This is a genomic window from Anaerocolumna sp., from assembly GCF_032079385.1.
Classification (GTDB): domain Bacteria; phylum Bacillota; class Clostridia; order Lachnospirales; family Lachnospiraceae; genus Anaerocolumna.
Genome location: NZ_DAMAUC010000035.1, coordinates 22926 through 40724 on the forward strand (window position 1 = coordinate 22926; position 17799 = coordinate 40724).

Below are 17799 nucleotides of genomic sequence, written 5' to 3' on the forward strand. Positions count from 1 at the left end.
ATCAAGCAAGCTTGTATTTTCCTCATTACGTTTTTATTATATCATTAACATAGAGGGTGTTTATGATTTTGAGGTTCGTATCTTTTATTATGAACATAAAGAGGGTCTATAATTATAAACTTCCCTATCTTTAATCTCATAAACATAAGGGGTCTATAATTATGAACTTCCTTATCTTTAATCTCATAAACATAAGTGCCCTATAATTATGAACTTTCCTATCTTTAATCTAATGAATATAAAGGGTGTCATGAGATTAACACTTCATCGGACAAGTATGAGTAATCTGGTAATTGTTTCATTAGGACTCTTTTATATAATATCATATCCTTTTAACATTCTAGCCCTGCTTGGATGTCTTAATTTTCTAAGTGCTTTTGCTTCTATTTGTCTAATTCGTTCTCTGGTTACATTAAATTCTTTGCCTACTTCCTCCAGAGTACGGGTTCTGCCGTCCTGTAATCCAAAACGAAGAATTAATACACGCTGCTCCCGGTCTGTTAAGGTTTCTAACAATTTAGCGATTTGATCCTGAAGGACTGCATAAGAGGCAGCTTCTTCAGGCCCCATAATGGAATCATCTTTTATAAAATCTCCCAAATGGCTATCGTCTTCTTCGCCAATTGGAGTATCAAGAGAAATTGGATCCGCAGAAACTTTTAATATTTCTCTTACTTTTTCAATAGGAAGCTTCATTGCATCTGCAATTTCCTGTTCTGAAGGCTCTCTGCCCAGTTCTTGAAGAAGATTTCTGGATACTCGGTATGTTTTATTGATTACTTCAGACATATGTACCGGGATACGGATAGTACGGGACTGGTCAGCAATGGATCTGGTGATTGCCTGACGTATCCACCAAGTTGCGTAAGTACTGAATTTGTAACCTTTGTTATAATCGAACTTGTCAACTGCCTTAATTAAACCTAAGTTACCCTCCTGTATTAAATCCAGAAAAGATAATCCCCTGCCCACATAACGTTTCGCAATACTAACCACTAAACGGAGGTTGGATTCGGCCAACATTTGCTTGGCCTGAACATCCCCTTCCTCTATTCTTTTGGCTAACTCTATTTCTTCTGAAACAGATAGCAAAGGATATGTACCGATTTCTTTCAGATACAATTTTACCGGATCATCTGTTATGGTAGATGCAAAAGAAGCATCATCATATTCCAGCAATGCAGCTTCATCACTTTCTTCTAATTCTAAAAGTGTTTCGTCATCCGGCTCGTCCTCTTCCACAGGATTTAAAACAACGATGTTATGTGCTTCCAAATACTCATAAATTTTATCTATTTGTCTAACATCCAAGTTTAACTCTTTAAAAAAGTCATTCACTTTATCAACTTCAACAATACCTTTATTAGCATTTGCAAAAGCTAATAACTCCTTTAAGCTCTCTTCAAAATTATGTACTACATCGTTCATTGCGTTCCTCCAAGTGTTTGCTGCTTTATTCAAAAGAAAAATATCTTTATATATGAAATAAAACTTAATCGAATAAAAAAAGAAACTATTTACATCACCATGATGAAAAAAGAAATGTGTTTCATGGAAATATATTTAGTAAATTCGTTTCTTATGGCGTCATTATCACCAAATAACATTATAGCACAGCAAGTACTATAAAGAAAGAAGAATTTTTTCTATTACAGAAAGAGAAATTTTCCATCTAAAGTATTGGTGAAAGAGCCTCATCTTTAGAGTTTGCAAATAGGGTGGCTTCTTTATTATATGTTGCGGATACAGGAGTGTGTAACTTTATGACCAATATACAAATTTTAGTATTCTTAATGATATGATACTAAATTTATACTGGTTTTATGCTAGTATTTATAGATTAGGAAGGTTTTTCAAGAATAAAGTTCTTCGAATATTAATGTAAATTATAGAAATGCATAATTCAGACCCTGATTTGTGACAGCGCAAGCAGATACAGCATGCAATGGGGACTAATAAAAATATTGGTTTATTAAAGTATTTAGTAAAAAGTGATAAAATTGTTGTAAAATATTTCGGAAAGAAGTAAAATAATTTATAAGAAAGAAGTTTTCTGGGAGGCAGGGAATATGGTTGGTATAAAAGATGTGGCAAAAGCTGCAGGAGTTTCTATTTCAACGGTTTCTAATGTGTTAAATGAAAAAAAGAATGTAGGTGAAGAAACCAGGGAAAGAATATTGAGTATATGTAAAGAGATGGGGTATTACCCTAACAGTGTTGGTAAGACATTAAAAACAGGGAAGAGTAATACCATTGTATTTAATTTCAGCGACTTTGACAGAAGTTTTTATTTAAAAATTATCAATGGCATTAGTGATTATGTAAACGATAATGATTTTGATCTGATTATCTGCACCGATAAATCATCTGAAAAATATATGCGGAGTAATTTAAGCAGCGGAAGTATTATATTGGATAAAAATATGAAGGATGATACCTTAATTAAGATAGCCGACGAAAACTATCCCATTGTAGTTTTGGATAGAATTTTGGACAACCCTTACATCAAATCCGTTGTGGTGAATAATTACGATCCTATGAGTGAACTTATACAGGGGGTTATTGACAGAGGTTATCGTCATTTTGGATTCGTGGGAGGACCGGAGCAAACCGCAGATAATAAAGAGAGATATAAAGCCTTTCGGGATGTTTTAGAGGCAAATCACCTTAATTTTCAGCAAAAATCCTATTTTGCCGGAGATTATCGTGAAAAGAGCGGCTATACGGCAGCTAAGATTTTGCTATTAAGTCAGGAACTTCCGGACTGTTTGGTATGTGCCAATGACAATATGGCCATTGGAGCTATAAAAGCTTTTAAGGATAATGGAATACGGGTACCTCAGGATATTGCCGTAACGGGATTTGATAATTGTGATTTGGCAGAACCCATGGGACTTACAACCGTCTCTATTCCCAACTATGAACGGGGTTATATTGCAGCCAGATACTTAATAGAAAACATTAGAGGTAAACGGAATGTAGAACCTTTTAAAATATCAGCTAAGATTATATGGCGAAATAGTGTTTCCGAAAAAAGAATAAACAAGTAAGATATAGAGCGGGTTAGTAAAAAATGAGTACTATTTTACTTTATTTTAGTAAAACCACTGTTAAAAGTTACAAAGGCAACCTTTTAACAGTGGTTTTATTTTTATTTTTTTATACAAATTAATCAAAGTTGTGCAATTTAATCAAAAATATCAAAGAAATAGTTGACATATATGGTATTATGCCCTAATATATTAGTGTAACGTTTTATTAAAAATGTTTATGAAGGAGAGGGAATGAAAAAAATGAAAAAGACATTTCGAGTTTTACTAATTATGACTCTTATTGGGATTATGACCTTAACCGGATGTGGAGGGTCAAAAGACAACAAGTCAACGAATACTACAAATGATACGGATACCAAAACAGAGGAAAAGGCAGAAGACAAAACAAATTCAAAATCAGAAGAAAAAGCTTCAACAGAATCTGCTAAGAAAATAGTTGTATTTCAGTCCAAAGTTGAAATTACAGATCAATTAAAAGCTCTTGCACAAGAATACAAAGCGGAAACGGGAGTTGAAGTAGAAGTATGGAATACAACGGGAGATGATTACTTACAGCAGTTAAAAATTAAGCTTGGCAATAATCAGGGTCCTACTGTGTTCTCTCTTGCACCCGGTTCTGAATCCAATGAATTGTCAGCCTATCTGGCAGATTTAAGTAATTTATCTTTCGTTGGCGATATTGCCGAGAATATGGCCGATGTAAAAGATGGAAAAGTGACAGGCATTCCTTATACTGTTGAGGGATTTGGTGTAGTTTATAATAAGAATTTAATAGATGCTTCCAAGGTGACCGACTTTGCTTCTTTTGAAACCATGTTAAAAGATCAAAAAGCAGCAGGTGTTAATGGATTTAGTTTATCTTCTGAAAGTTATTTCTTGATTGGACATATTTTGAATACTCCTTTTGCATTACAGGCAGACCCTGGTGCTTATGTGGAACAGCTTATTAAGGGAGAAGTAACCATGGAAAATACTCCTGAGTTTGTAGACTTTGCAAAATTCATGGAAGCTATACGGGAGAATACTAATAATCCTCTTGAAGTAAAATATGATAAAGAGACTGGTGATTTTGCCATGGGTAAATCTGCGTCTATTCACCAAGGAAACTGGTGTTATGGCATGTTTACAGATTATGATGTTAATTTTGAAATGGGCATGATGCCTCTTCCTATATTAGAAAATGATAAAATCGCTGTCAGCGTTCCTACTTGCTGGTATGTTAATTCTCAGGCAGCAGATGCTGAAATCCAGGCAGGAAAAGATTTTATACAGTGGATGTATACCAGTGAAACAGGAAAGAAATATTTAATGGAAGAGTTCGGCTTCATTCCGGTAGTAGCAAATATGGAAAATGAAAAATTGGATCCTCTTTCACAAGCTGTTGCGGAATATACCAATGGTGGTAAAACCATTCCATGGCCAATGAACTCCTACTGGCCGGCAGGTATTGTTGATGTTTACTTAGTACCGGTTGCACAAGAATTCTTTACAACAAATATGACTGGGACAGAATTACTGAAATCTTTGAATGAAGCATTTGTAGAAGCTGGTAAATAGTAGGAATCACTCATTAAAATCTTACTAAAAACTTACAAAAGTCTATAAAGATTTTTAAAAGAATTAGAAAAGGATTTATAGTCGAAAGAATTAGAAAAGGATTAGAATCGAAATAAATATAAGAATATAAAGATTTACTAGAATACAGTCGGAGCATAGACCCCGACTGTATTCAATAAGAAGAGATGTATAAAAATACGTCATTCTAAGCCTGATGGAGAGCTTCAGATGTAAAGCACTTCAAGGTAAAAACCTTTAGTATGACAAACAGATTTTTGATAGTCAGGATTATGAATATCCGCCATGACAGGAGGGATTTAATGAAGCGAAAAAGTGACAGGGCATGGTATGCATTGTTTGTATTACCTCTTGTATTTGTGTTTACAACGGTTGTCATAATTCCTTTTTTTATTGGAATTGGATACTCCTTTATATCATGGGATGGAATGCCGTTAAATAAAAAAACTTTTGTTGGTTTTTCTAATTACATACAGTTGTTTTCAGATAAAAACTTTATCAGTTCTGCCGGACATACGTTGCTATTCACGATAGCTGCAGTTTTAATTATTAATATATTGGGTCTGGCATTTGCTTTGCTGGTAACCGGTAAGCTGAAAGTGCGGAATATAGCCAGAACCATGTTATTCATGCCTTATTTAATCGGCGGCTTAATTTTAGGTTATATATGGCAGTTTATATTTACGGATGTTTTTAAATCCATAGGAGAAGCCACAGGACTTACGAATATATTCTTTAGCTGGCTTCTGGATCCTAAGTTTTCGCTGCTGGCGTTGATTATTGTAGCTACCTGGCAAATGGCGGGCTATATAATGATTATCTATATAACCGGCATTCAGGCTATACCGGAGGATGTGATAGAAGCGGCACAAGTGGATGGTGCAAACTTCTGGCAGACTTTGCTTGGGATTAAGTTTCCGCTTATAATGCCTTCTTTTACCATAGGTCTGTTTATGACGCTGTCCAACTGCTTTAAAATTTATGATGTCAACGTTTCTTTAACAAAAGGCGGACCAAACCGGGCAACAGAAATGCTTGCCATGAATATATACAATGAAATATTCTCGCTGAATCATTATGGATATGGACAGGCAAAAGCGATTATATTCTTTATCGTTGTAGCTGTCATAACCTTAATTCAGGTTTCCATCACCAAGAAGAAAGAGGTGGTTATGTAATGAAAAGAGCGGTTCGGATTATAGGAGAGATTTTATTGCTGGTGGCATGCGCATTTTACTTATTTCCTGTATACATGGTCTTTGTTAACTCTTTTAAAAACCGCCAGGAACTTTATGAGAATATGATTGCCCTGCCGGGAAAATTCACAAAGGAATACTATGTAACTGCCATGGAGAAGATGAGATTCCTTAAGGCGTTTAGCAACTCTTTGATTGTCACTATAATTTCTATTGCAATCATTGTTATTTTGGCCTCTATGACTGCCTGGATGTTAGTGAGAACCAATGATAAATTAAGCAAAACCCTATTTATGATTTTTGTTGCGACTATGCTGATACCATTTCAAACTATTATGATGCCTTTGATGCAGGTAATGGGATGGGTTCGAAATCATTTACACATACCCATGCTGGAATCCTTAGGAGGCTTAATCTATATGAATGTTGGGTTTGGAGCAAGTATGGCGGTATTCTTATATCATGGATTTATAAAATCCATACCCGTATCATTAGAGGAAGCCGCAACTATTGATGGATGTAATAAATTCGGAGTTTTTTTAAAGATCGTATTTCCAATGTTAAAACCAACAACGGTAACGGTAATTATACTGGATGTTATTTGGATTTGGAATGACTACTTGCTGCCATCCCTTGTACTTTCAGGAGAGAAATTGCGTACTATTCCATTGTCCACGGCATCCTTCTTTGGACAATTTACCATTCAATGGAATCTGGCAATGGCAGGGTTGATGTTAACAATTATTCCGGTTATTATATTCTATCTGTGTGCGCAAAAATACATAATTAAAGGCGTTGCAGCCGGTGCCTTAAAATAATGTGCACCATTTATAGAAGGGATTAGGAAAGAGAAAAAGCATGAGAGAAAAATTACTAGTTTATGAAATTAACAATTTTAATTTAAGTAACGATGATTTGATGTTAAATGAAACTGTGTTTCATAACGCCAATGGATATATTGGTATTCGCGCAAATCTGGAAGAAGGTTATCCCGATGGATATGATACCATTCGGGGTTCGTATATAAACGGCTTTTATGATATTTCCGAAATGAAACAGGCAGAAAAGCTATATGGTATGGCAGAAGAAAAACAAGCTATGGTAAATGTGGCAGACACTCAAAGCGTATTGCTTCAGTTAGGAGAAGAAACCTTTTCCATGTTTGATGGCACCGTGCTAGAAAGTAAACGGCTGCTGGACATGGAACATGGATTTACAATCAGAGTGGTAAAATGGAGATCACCAAATGGGAAAGAAGCTGAAATAATCATAAAGCGAATGACCTCATTTTATCAATTGTCCTTATTTACCATTGAATATAGTGTGAAAGCCTTAAACTTTAGTGGGGATATACGTTTTATATCCGGTCATAAAGGTAATGTGCTAAATTATAGTAATCCTAATGACCCAAGGGTTGCAGGGGAGAGCTTTACTCATATTCTTCCAGAAAAGACGGAGATAGATAATCAAACTTCTTATATTACATCGCGAACAGCTAAATCCGGCTTATTCTTATGCACCGGAGTTACGAATCTCCTAATGAAAGAAGGCACAAGCACAAATGCAGGCGTTTATACCATGAAGAATGAAGAAAATAGTATTACAACTGTTATAGATTCTGTCATTCAGATGGGAGAAACCGTTGCTTTAACGAAATATACCGTCTTTGCGGACTCCATCCGATATGATGATTGCAGGGCAGCAGCTGCCGTAGAGATGGAAAAAGCCTTGAGTTTGTCGCTAATCGAATTACACAATCACCAAAAGACTTATCTAGATTCCTACTGGAGAAATAGTTTTGTCCGGATAGAGGGAGATGAAGAGTTAAGTTTAGCGTTGAATTATAATCTGTATCAGCTGATGCAGTCTGTTGGCAAGGATGAACACTGTAATATAGCAGCAAAAGGTTTAAGTGGGGAAGGTTATGAGGGACATTATTTCTGGGATACAGAAATGTATATTCTTCCTTATTTCATATTAACCAATCCGGATATTTCCAGAAACTTACTGGAATACCGCTATAAAACTCTGGATTTAGCCAGGGAAAATGCAAAGCTGCTGGGTCATAAGAAGGGGGCCCTTTATCCCTGGAGAACCATTATGGGTAAAGAGTGCAGCGGATATTTTCCTTCCGGTTCTGCTCAATACCATATTAACGGAGATATCGCTTATGCTATTATTTCCTATTATCTTGCAACAAAGAATATAGATTTTATAGCGGAAAAGGGCGGAGAAATCGTATTTGAAACAGCCAGATTGTGGATGGATACAGGGCATTTTTATAAAGGCCGGTTTAGAATCAATGAAGTTACCGGACCGGATGAATATACCTGTATGGTGAATAATAATTACTATACCAATGCATCGGCAAAGTATAACCTGCAATGGGCGGTAAAATTCTATTATTTGTTGATAAAAGAAGAAAAACTAGCACCCATTGTTGATAAAATCGGAATTCAGGAAGAAGAAATAAAGGAATTTGAAAAAGCGGCAGAGCAGATGTATCTTCCCTATGATGAAGAATTAAAAATAAATCCACAGGATGACTCTTTTTTAGAGAAAAAGGTTTGGGACTTTGCCCATACGCCCAAAGAGAATTACCCCTTGCTATTGCACTATCACCCTATGTATCTTTATAGGCATCAGGTTTGCAAACAGGCAGATACGGTGCTGGCACATTTTATATTTGAAGACTTTCAGCCTGTGGAGACTATAAGAAATTCCTACGAATACTACGAAAAGATTACAACCCACGATTCCTCTTTATCAGCCTGTATCTTTAGTATTATGGCATCCAGATTAGGGTATGTGGACAAGGCGCATGATTATTTTGGTGACTCCGCCATGCTGGATTTATATAACACCCATCAAAATTCAAAAGACGGCATACATACGGCGAATATGGGTGGAAACTATATGGCTATTGTATATGGATTTGGGGGATTGCAGCTGAAAGAAAAAGGATTATGCTTTGCGCCTAAACTCCCGGAAGAATGGATTGGTTATGAATTTAAGATTATTTATGAAGGCAGTCATATTGAAGTAAAGGTGACAAAGGAAAAAATCATATTTACTTTACTAGAGGGGGATGCTAAGAATATACATGTTAATGATAAACCATACGAATTAAAAGATTCAGTTGAATTAGTCATGTCAGAAGTGTAAAATAGTATGGTGTAACACGAAGCATATCAAACATCAAAAGCAGTGATTTATATCTCCGGAATAAGATTGTCTATCGGTATAGAGGTTTTATTATTCTGTAGAAATGCTTATTTGGATATAAATAGACAGAAAGCAGGAACTTATGAAATACAAAGCGATTATATTTGATTTAGACGGCGTAATCTGCCATACAGATTATTATCACTATCTTGCCTGGAAAGAGCTTGCAGACAAAATGGGAATCTATTTTGATGAAGAAATCAACAACAGATTGCGGGGAGTAAGCCGCATGGAAAGCTTTGAAATTATTTTGGAACGTTACCAGGGAGAAGCCTTATCCCATGAAGACAAGGTAAAATATACGGAGGAGAAGAATGAAATCTACAAGAAACTTCTGTATAAAATGACTCCCGATGATGTAAGTTCTGATGTTGTAGAAACATTACATGCACTTCGGAACCTTGGATTAAAACTTGCCATCGGTTCCTCCAGCAGAAATACGAAACTAATTCTAAAACAAATAGGACTGGAAAACTTTTTTGATGCAATATCCGATGGTAATAACATTACCAAGTCCAAACCGGACCCTGAAGTATTCCTAAAGGCAGCAGAATACCTGGGAATGTCACCTGAGCATTGTCTGGTAATAGAAGATGCTGTATCTGGAGTAGAAGCAGCCCTGTCTGGTAATATGGACTGTGCAGGTATCGGAGATGCAGCAAAATCCTCTCGGATAACCTATCAGTTATCCAAATTTTCAGACCTGATGAATTTTATTCAATAAAATATATTTTTAAAGTATCGCACTTTGTTAATATTGCGTTAAAAGACCTTCTGGTGTATTAAGAACTAATACCCTGGAAGGTCTATTTAGAATTAGAATTCGTTTAAAGTGGTTCAAATCCAAAATAATTTAAAATTCCTCGATAAATGCCATAAGCAAAATCATATTGCCTGTCTCTCAATTTCTGTGCATCTTCATAGTTGGTCAGATAAGCCAACTCCACCAATATAGAAGGCATATTTGTCCTTCTAAGTACAAATAGAGAAGAGTTGACTCTTAATCCATTGTCATTTGTACCAACATAATCTACGATACCATTTAAAACAAACTCTCCAAAGACGTAAGATTGCGAGTACAACTCGTAAACATATACTTCTGTACCATTAATTGCCGGGTTTGGATTGGAATTGCCATGAATACTGATAAAATAATTTGCCGGCCATTCATTTGCCATTCTTACTCGTTCCGCCAAACTGGTTGCATTACTTGTTCCTAAAACCTGATCTGGTGATGTTCTGGAGGTGCGGGCTTCAAATCTGTAGTCATCATTTAACATTTGGGCAAGATAAATACCAACATTATAATTAACTTCTCCTTCATTTACCCCATTGGCTTCTGCACCGGCATTCACTGCACCTGGCGGATTATGCCCTTGATCTATAAAAATTTTGATAGCCAAGATAATTCTCCTTTAATTATATATAACTATAATATTCAATTTAAAGTTGCTTGTTACATTAATTAAATTTAAAGAGTTCCTTGTATAATAAATGGCACTAATAACAGGTTTTATAGTGTGATTTTTAGGATAAAATTCTTTGAAATAAAATAGGAGATTACTTATTGACAATTATGCGCAAGGGAGTATAATTATTATGTGCATATGCACATAATAGAAAAAGTGATTTTACATAATGTTAACCATGGATAGCTCACTATAAAGTTTTGCAGAAAGGAGTGGGGGATGCCCAGAAATGTAAAACCAAGAATGGTATGTTCCGAATTCAAACATAAGGTATTTACATCGGAAGAAAATCAAAAAGAATATATAACCATCAGCGTGGATGAATTAGAGGCCATAAGGCTGTGCGATCTGGAGGGAATTGAGCAGGAAGAAGCCGCCAAACGAATGGAAATATCCAGAGGAACTTTTCAGCGCATTCTGTATTCCGCCAGGAAAAAAGCAGCAGAGGCTTTGTGTGAGGGAAAAGGAGTCCGCATTGAAGGGGGAAATTATATTATTTCCAGGGGGCATTGCCGGTGTAAACCCAGATGTAAGAATTGCAGTAAAATATAGTTTACTTTTTGCCCAATGGGTAATATTTTTAAGAGAATATAAATGAAATAGCAACATGTAATGTAATATTAAATTATAACAAATGTAGATTAGGAGACAAGGAAATGAGTGAAGTATATCAAAGCGAAGGCAGTTGTAACAGTGATTGCTCAGGTTGTAAAACCAGTTGTTCCTCTAGAAAGGAACCGGCGAAGGAAGATTTTCGTGTAGCAGCCAATGAATATAGTACGGTTAAGAAAGTGATAGGCGTTGTAAGCGGTAAGGGGGGAGTGGGAAAATCCTTTATTACCTCTTATCTTTCTGTACTAATGAACCGAAGGGGATATGCTACAGCTATATTAGATGCGGATATTACAGGCCCATCTATTCCAAAAGCATTTGGTATTCATGAAAAAGCAATGAGTAATGGAGTGGGTATACTACCTGCTCACAGTGAGAATGGAACCAAGATTATGTCTGTAAACCTTTTGCTGGAAACAGAAGAAACTCCAGTTGTCTGGCGGGGACCAATCATAGCCGGAACAGTAAAACAATTCTGGTCCGATGTTTTATGGGAAGAAGTGGACTACATGTTTGTAGACATGCCGCCGGGAACCGGGGATGTACCTCTTACCGTATTCCAATCCCTGCCGGTGGACGGATTAATTATAGTGGCTTCCCCACAGGAGCTGGTATCCATGATCGTTGCTAAAGCAGTGAATATGGCCAATGCTATGAATATTCCCATTCTTGGTCTGGTAGAGAATTATAGTTATATTAGTTGCGGTAATTGCGGTGAAAAAATCAGTGTTTTTGGAACAAGTCATATAGAAGAAGTGGGTGAAAAATTCAATCTTCCTGTACTTGCTAAAGTACCTATTGACCCGTCTATTGCATCTGCTATTGACCATGAAAATGTGGAAGAACTACAAGGAGATTGGCTGGATCATCTGGCAGATACTTTGGAAAAGGTGCACCCGGTTGAAAAGTCCGGTGAAGTTAAAGAAGGCACAGAAGTGAAAAGAATAGCAGTAGCAACGGATGAAAATCATAATGTATTCCAGCATTTTGGGAAAACACAGGCTTTTACCATTTATGAATTGGAAGGTAAAGATTTAAAGTCTAAAAATACTCTTTCAAGCAATGGAGCAGGTCATTCTGAATTAGTGACTTTATTAAGTGAAAATAATATTGATGTAGTTATATGCGGTGGAGTTGGCCTGCATGCTATGGAAGGCCTTATGGAAGCGGGAATGCTAGTAATACCTGGTGCCCAGGGCGATGTGGACGTTGTTACAGCATCTTATCTGGATGGTTCCTTACAGGCAAGTGAAGGTCCTACCTGCGATCATCATGATCATGAAAATGAGAATCATGTCTGTCATCATGAATAAAAAAGTAATTTGCAAAAATGGTATATAAGGTAATGTTATATCCCTTTTAATCAGTTTAATGATACGAAAGATTAATTAGCTTTTAAGCTTATTCAATTAAAAAGAGAGATGTATAATGTATGAACCTATAATAATGTCAAACATTTTGGGTTCGTATATTGCACGTCTCTCTTCTTATAAATTTAATATTTTCACGGTTTTATTATTAATGATTTTTTATTTTCCTTTTATGAAAAACAATGTAAAGTAATGAGACTTGCTATCGCAGTTATGGAAATTATAGTCATAATGATCAAGATAAGAAAAAGCAGTTTATTAGTTTTTGTATTTCATATCTCAAGCAGTCAATGCTATAGGGTATTAAGGTTGACAACAAACATCCTCCTTTGAATTTTTCTAGTTATTCTCTTTTTTGTTTGTTTCCATAAAGCTGGCACGTTTGATCGCATCCTGACCAAACTTTTTTCGAATATGATCCAAAGTCTTATCTAACTTGGCGTACTTCTCATTCTTAGCCATATCGAACAAATTCATCTGAGAATAATTTTCTACGGTTACTTTGCTTGTACGTACTCCTAACAATCTAAGAGGCGTTCCTGTCCAAAAGTCCTTCAGTAACTCACAAGCGGTCTTATAGATTGTATTGGTAGTATTCGTTGGTGATAGAAGAGTTGTCTGATGGGATTGGCGATTAAACTCCCAATCTGTGACTTCCACGCTGATGCAGCTGCATTTTACATCATCACTGCGAAGCCTGGCAGCAACAGTTTCACATAAAGAAAGCAAAATCAAATTAGCAGTTTCAAAATCCGTTACATCCTGAGATAATGTTGTGCTGTTGCCATATCCCTTGTTGGCAGCAGTTTCAGCTTCCACTGGGGATTCATCCATTCCTTTGGCGTTTTTATAAATCATCTCTCCGTGCTTATTACCTAAATGGGCTTTCAATATTCTAAGATCCATATTGGCAATATCTCCAATGGTTTTTAAACCAAGAGAATGCAAAGATTTGCTTGTGGCTTTTCCTACAAAGAACAATTCATCCAATGGCAGAGGCCACATTTTATTTGGGATTTCTTCAAGAAAAAGAGTATGGACAAAATCCGGTTTTTTAAAGTCGGAGGCCATCTTTGCAAGAAGCTTATTGGTGGATATTCCGATATTTACAGTGAAATGAAGTTCTTCTTTAATTCTTTTTTTCATTTTATTAGCAGTTTCAATGGCCTCCCGGTGATTTAAACAGACACCCGTCATATCTAAAAAGGCTTCGTCGATAGAAAAAGGTTCAATAACCGGAGTGTAGTCATATAGCATGTTATGAAGCTTTTTTGAGTACTGGGCATAAAGCCCGTGATTGGGAGGTACCACCATCAAATGGGGACACTTTTGCAATGCCCGCTGAATCGGCTCACCGGTATGAATATGAAACTGTTTTGCAGGAGTTGATTTTGCCAAAACCACTCCATGACGCTTACTGATATCACCTCCTACTGCGGAAGGAATGGTTCTTAAATCCAGTTCCTCTCCCAAATCCATGATTCTATGAACGGCTTCCCAACTTAAGAAGGCAGAATTAACGTCAACATGAAAAATAATTCTTTCCGGCATAATAACCTCGATTCTGGCCCCGTAGCGCCTTTTTATAACGACAGCAGCTTTGTGTGTCGGCACAAATGGCTGGTTGAAATAGAAAAGTTTTTCAACCTAGTTTCCATTGAATACCGATCTGCCTGCAGATGCAGCACTGCTGCAAATCAGGTGCGAATTAAACATTTCAATAATTCACACTGTTCCATTCGAAATCCTATGATATCTATGGTATAATATAGAGGTACCATTACTTGCTTTAAAATAACTACATTATACCATAGAAAGAAGCTGCTTAAAATAAGGATAATCTCACTTATAGCAATCTTTATACATAAAAATAATCTTGTTATAATTTTTTGATTCAATAAGTGAAAAATTATATAAAAGTAGTTGTTATAATACATAAACATGTCCTTAAAATCATATATTTAAAGAGACATATTAGACTAAATATAAAAATTATCAATAAATAAAAAGAAATACAGTAATTTATATTTCCTTCTATGGAAATATAGGGTATAATAAGGAAAAGTTGTGGTGCAGCACAATGAAAATAAATAAAGATGGAGGTATATTATGTTAGTATCAGCTAAAGATATGCTTAATAAAGCGAAGGCAGGTAAATATGCAGTAGGCCAATTTAACATTAACAATCTTGAATGGACAAAAGCAGTATTATTAACTGCAGAAGAATTGAAATCCCCAGTTATTCTTGGAGTATCAGAAGGCGCTGGAAAATATATGTGTGGTTACAAAACAGTTGCAGCTATGGTTAAAAATATGATGGAAGAATTAAATATTACAGTACCAGTTGCATTACACTTAGATCATGGTAGTTATGAAGGTGCTAAGAAATGTATTGAAGCAGGCTTCTCATCCATTATGTTTGACGGCTCCCATTATCCAATTGATGAAAACATTGCTAAAACTCAGGAACTTGTAGGACTTTGCAATGAAAAAGGTTTGTCCATAGAAGCAGAAGTTGGTTCCATCGGCGGTGAAGAAGACGGTGTTATTGGAACAGGTGAAGTGGCTGATCCTAAGGAATGTAAAGCAATTGCTGATCTTGGTGTAACAATGCTTGCAGCAGGAATCGGTAACATTCACGGAAAATATCCGGAAAACTGGCAGGGCCTAAGTTTTGATACATTAGACGCAATCCAGCAGTTAACCGGCGATATGCCATTGGTTCTTCATGGAGGTACCGGTATTCCTGAAGATATGATTCAGAAAGCAATCTCCCTTGGAGTTGCTAAAATCAATGTTAATACAGAGTGCCAGTTAACATTTGCTGCTGCTACCCGTAAATACATTGAAGAAGGAAAAGACCTTACAGGAAAAGGTTTTGACCCTCGTAAACTATTAGCTCCTGGTACAGAAGCTATCAAGGCTACAGTAAAAGAAAAAATGGAATTATTCGGTTCTGTAGGTAAAGCTTAAGAAATTTACTTAATACAAACAGCTGAGGCTGTTACCAGACTGTCATTCTAAGTTGCAAAGAATCTTATTACAAGAAAGATTCTTTAATCAAACACTTGGAATGACAGTTTGTTTTTATAAGCTTAAACATAATACTTTTGGGGAAGACAGAAAAAAGCTTTTAGATGTGAGAATTGTAATAAATTAAATATTGATATTAATAACGCTTTATAATTTCATATTTTTCTCTTGCCAGATTAAACGTTGTTATTTGTGAAAATACATTGCAACTGGGGTTAAAGTTTAGTAAAATAAACATCATAAGAGAAATTGATTAGGAGGTTTTGAATATGGCTTATTTGGAGAAATACAAACAATGGGTTAATGACGAATATTTTGATGAAGCAACAAGAGCAGAGCTTAAGAACATTGAAAATAATGATAATGAGATAAAAGAACGATTTTTTAAGGATTTAGAGTTTGGTACCGGTGGACTTCGTGGGATCTTAGGAGCCGGAACAAATCGTATGAACCTATATACTGTAAGAAAGGCAACCCAGGGATTAGCAAATTATATACTAAAACAAGGCGGTGCCGGTAAAGGAGTAGCGATAGCTTATGACTCCAGAAGAATGTCGCCGGAGTTTGCCGCTGAATCAGCACTTTGCCTAAATGCCAGTGGAATCAAAGCTTATGTATTTGAATCCTTAAGACCAACCCCGGAACTATCATTTACAGTTAGAGAGTTAGGCTGCATCGCTGGTATTGTTATAACTGCAAGCCATAATCCTGCGGAATACAACGGATATAAGGTATATTGGGAAGATGGGGCACAAGTTACCTCTCCTAAGGATGTGGAAATCATTGAGGAAGTAAATGCCATTACGGATTATTCCGTTGTTAAAACAATGGATAAATCAGAAGCAATAAAAAAAGGACTATATCAGGTAATTGGCAGCGAAATTGATGACAAATACATTGCCCAGTTAAAGAAATTGGTATTAAATCCGGTAGCAAAAGAGTGTAAGGATATGAAGATCGTTTATACTCCTTTAAATGGTACAGGAAACCTGCCGGTAAGAAGAATATTAAAAGAATTAGGATTTGAAAATGTATATGTTGTTCCGGAACAGGAGATGCCAGATTCTGAATTCACTACAGTAGGATACCCTAACCCGGAAGATCCGAAAGTATTTACAATTGCTAAGAAATTAGCAGAAGAAGTAGGCGCGGATATAATTCTTGCAACGGATCCGGATGCAGACAGACTGGGTGTTCAAATCCGTGATGACAAGGGAGAATTCCAATTATTAACCGGCAATATGTCAGGTGCCCTAATTGCAGAATATGTGTTTTCCCAGAGAGCAGCTCATGGTACCTTACCAAAAAACGCTGCCTTAATAAAGACAATTGTAACCGGAGGACTTGCCGATAAGATTGCAGAGCATTACGGCGCAACTTTAATTGAAGTCTTAACCGGATTTAAATATATTGGAGAACAAATCAAATTATTTGAACAAACCGGCTCTAACGAATTCGTATTTGGATTTGAAGAAAGCTATGGCTGCTTAGTAGGAACCCATTCCAGAGATAAAGATGCCGTGGTAGCTGTTATGATGTTCTGTGAAGCCGCAGCTTACTACAGACAGCAAGGTATCTCTTTATACGAACAAATGCAGCGGGTATTTGAAAAATACGGCTATTATAAAGAAGATTTAGTTTCTGTTACTTTAAAAGGTATCGAAGGCATGGAAAAAATCAAAGAGATTATGGAAAGCTACAGAATCAATCCTCCCAAGAAAGCCGGAGACTATACCGTACTAAAAGTAAGAGATTATATTGCAGACACCATTACTGACACTGCCACCGGAGCAGTAGTACCAACCGGATTACCGAAATCAGACGTAATGTATCTTGAATTCAATGACGATGCCTGGTGTGCAATTCGCCCTTCCGGAACAGAGCCTAAAATCAAGTTCTACTTTGGAGTAAAAGGCAATTCATTAGATGATGCCAATATAAAGTTGCAAAACCTAGTAAATGATCCGGCCTTTAAAGTAGACTAAGATATATAAAAATTTCGCTTATTGACAATAGTACGCTTTGCCCAATATGGGATATTCAGACCATAGAGAGTGGGGGATGTTGTATATTGCTTGTTCCATATAGAAATTCGATGGTTCTAATACGATAGTAATCACTTAAAACATATTTAAAAATTGAGAACTCCTCGGCTATGCCCCGTAAATAATAGGTGCAAGTAGCACCTATTATTCAACAGCTCAATTTTTAAATATTGGCGCGATTTCTATCGTATAAGAACCATTAGCGAATTTCTCAAAGTCAC

13 protein-coding genes and 1 pseudogene are annotated in these 17799 nt (G+C 36.2%); 11 read left to right on the forward strand and 3 right to left on the reverse strand.

Features of this window, described 5'->3' with window-relative positions:
- Window positions 1-312: 312 nt before the first annotated feature.
- Window positions 313-1428 carry an RNA polymerase sigma factor RpoD gene (rpoD, locus tag RT261_RS19250; protein ID WP_313134746.1) on the reverse strand — a complete coding sequence of 372 codons (1116 nt, stop codon included), beginning with the start codon at window positions 1426-1428 and terminating at the stop codon, window positions 313-315.
- 641 nt (window positions 1429-2069) lie between these two features.
- Here rpoD and RT261_RS19255 point away from each other — a divergent pair.
- The 6 genes from RT261_RS19255 to pgmB all read left to right on the forward strand — a co-directional run bounded on the left by RT261_RS19255 (window position 2070) and on the right by pgmB (window position 9773).
- Window positions 2070-3050, forward strand: coding sequence for a LacI family DNA-binding transcriptional regulator (locus RT261_RS19255; protein WP_313134747.1), 981 nt, complete (start codon window positions 2070-2072; stop codon window positions 3048-3050).
- Between the two features lie 234 nt (window positions 3051-3284).
- Window positions 3285-4610 carry a sugar ABC transporter substrate-binding protein gene (locus RT261_RS19260; RefSeq protein ID WP_313134748.1) on the forward strand — a complete coding sequence of 442 codons (1326 nt, stop codon included), beginning with the start codon at window positions 3285-3287 and terminating at the stop codon, window positions 4608-4610.
- 320 nt (window positions 4611-4930) lie between these two features.
- The gene (locus RT261_RS19265; RefSeq protein ID WP_313134749.1) at window positions 4931-5806 is read left to right on the forward strand and encodes a carbohydrate ABC transporter permease; all 876 of its coding nucleotides are present in this window, start codon (window positions 4931-4933) and stop codon (window positions 5804-5806) included.
- Window positions 5806-6642: a carbohydrate ABC transporter permease gene (locus tag RT261_RS19270; RefSeq protein ID WP_313134751.1), complete on the forward strand. Its 837-nt coding sequence runs from the start codon at window positions 5806-5808 to the stop codon at window positions 6640-6642. Before RT261_RS19265 ends, RT261_RS19270 begins: the two co-directional genes overlap by 1 nt.
- A gap of 40 nt (window positions 6643-6682) precedes the next feature.
- Window positions 6683-8989 (forward strand): glycoside hydrolase family 65 protein, encoded by a 2307-nt coding sequence (locus tag RT261_RS19275; RefSeq protein ID WP_313134752.1) that lies wholly within the window; start codon window positions 6683-6685, stop codon window positions 8987-8989.
- Between the two features lie 142 nt (window positions 8990-9131).
- The gene (gene pgmB / locus RT261_RS19280) at window positions 9132-9773 is read left to right on the forward strand and encodes a beta-phosphoglucomutase (protein WP_313134753.1); all 642 of its coding nucleotides are present in this window, start codon (window positions 9132-9134) and stop codon (window positions 9771-9773) included.
- A gap of 103 nt (window positions 9774-9876) precedes the next feature.
- Here the strand turns inward: pgmB and RT261_RS19285 are convergent, their stop codons facing one another.
- Entirely contained in the window at window positions 9877-10452 is a 576-nt protein-coding gene (locus RT261_RS19285; protein WP_313134754.1) for an N-acetylmuramoyl-L-alanine amidase family protein, read from the reverse strand.
- Window positions 10453-10737: 285 nt separating this feature from the next.
- Between RT261_RS19285 and RT261_RS19290 the strand changes: the two genes are divergently transcribed.
- From RT261_RS19290 to RT261_RS21055, 3 genes and pseudogenes are all read left to right on the forward strand, one after another.
- A complete protein-coding gene (locus tag RT261_RS19290) occupies window positions 10738-11070 on the forward strand; it encodes a DUF134 domain-containing protein (protein WP_313134756.1) in 333 nt (110 codons plus the stop codon).
- A 104-nt stretch (window positions 11071-11174) separates the two neighbouring features.
- A pseudogene (locus RT261_RS21050) lies at window positions 11175-12023 on the forward strand (P-loop NTPase); the annotation flags it as partial.
- A 42-nt stretch (window positions 12024-12065) separates the two neighbouring features.
- Window positions 12066-12443: a NifB/NifX family molybdenum-iron cluster-binding protein gene (locus RT261_RS21055; protein ID WP_334308253.1), complete on the forward strand. Its 378-nt coding sequence runs from the start codon at window positions 12066-12068 to the stop codon at window positions 12441-12443.
- Between the two features lie 396 nt (window positions 12444-12839).
- On the opposite strand, the gene RT261_RS19300 is transcribed toward RT261_RS21055, so the two are convergent.
- Complete coding sequence (locus RT261_RS19300; protein ID WP_313134758.1) at window positions 12840-14114, reverse strand: DNA polymerase Y family protein; 1275 nt, start codon at window positions 14112-14114, stop codon at window positions 12840-12842.
- Between the two features lie 495 nt (window positions 14115-14609).
- Between RT261_RS19300 and fba the strand changes: the two genes are divergently transcribed.
- Both fba and RT261_RS19310 read left to right on the forward strand, forming a co-directional pair.
- Complete coding sequence (gene fba, locus RT261_RS19305; RefSeq protein ID WP_313134759.1) at window positions 14610-15473, forward strand: class II fructose-1,6-bisphosphate aldolase; 864 nt, start codon at window positions 14610-14612, stop codon at window positions 15471-15473.
- A gap of 329 nt (window positions 15474-15802) precedes the next feature.
- Window positions 15803-17518 carry a phospho-sugar mutase gene (locus RT261_RS19310; protein WP_313134760.1) on the forward strand — a complete coding sequence of 572 codons (1716 nt, stop codon included), beginning with the start codon at window positions 15803-15805 and terminating at the stop codon, window positions 17516-17518.
- Window positions 17519-17799: the final 281 nt, after the last annotated feature.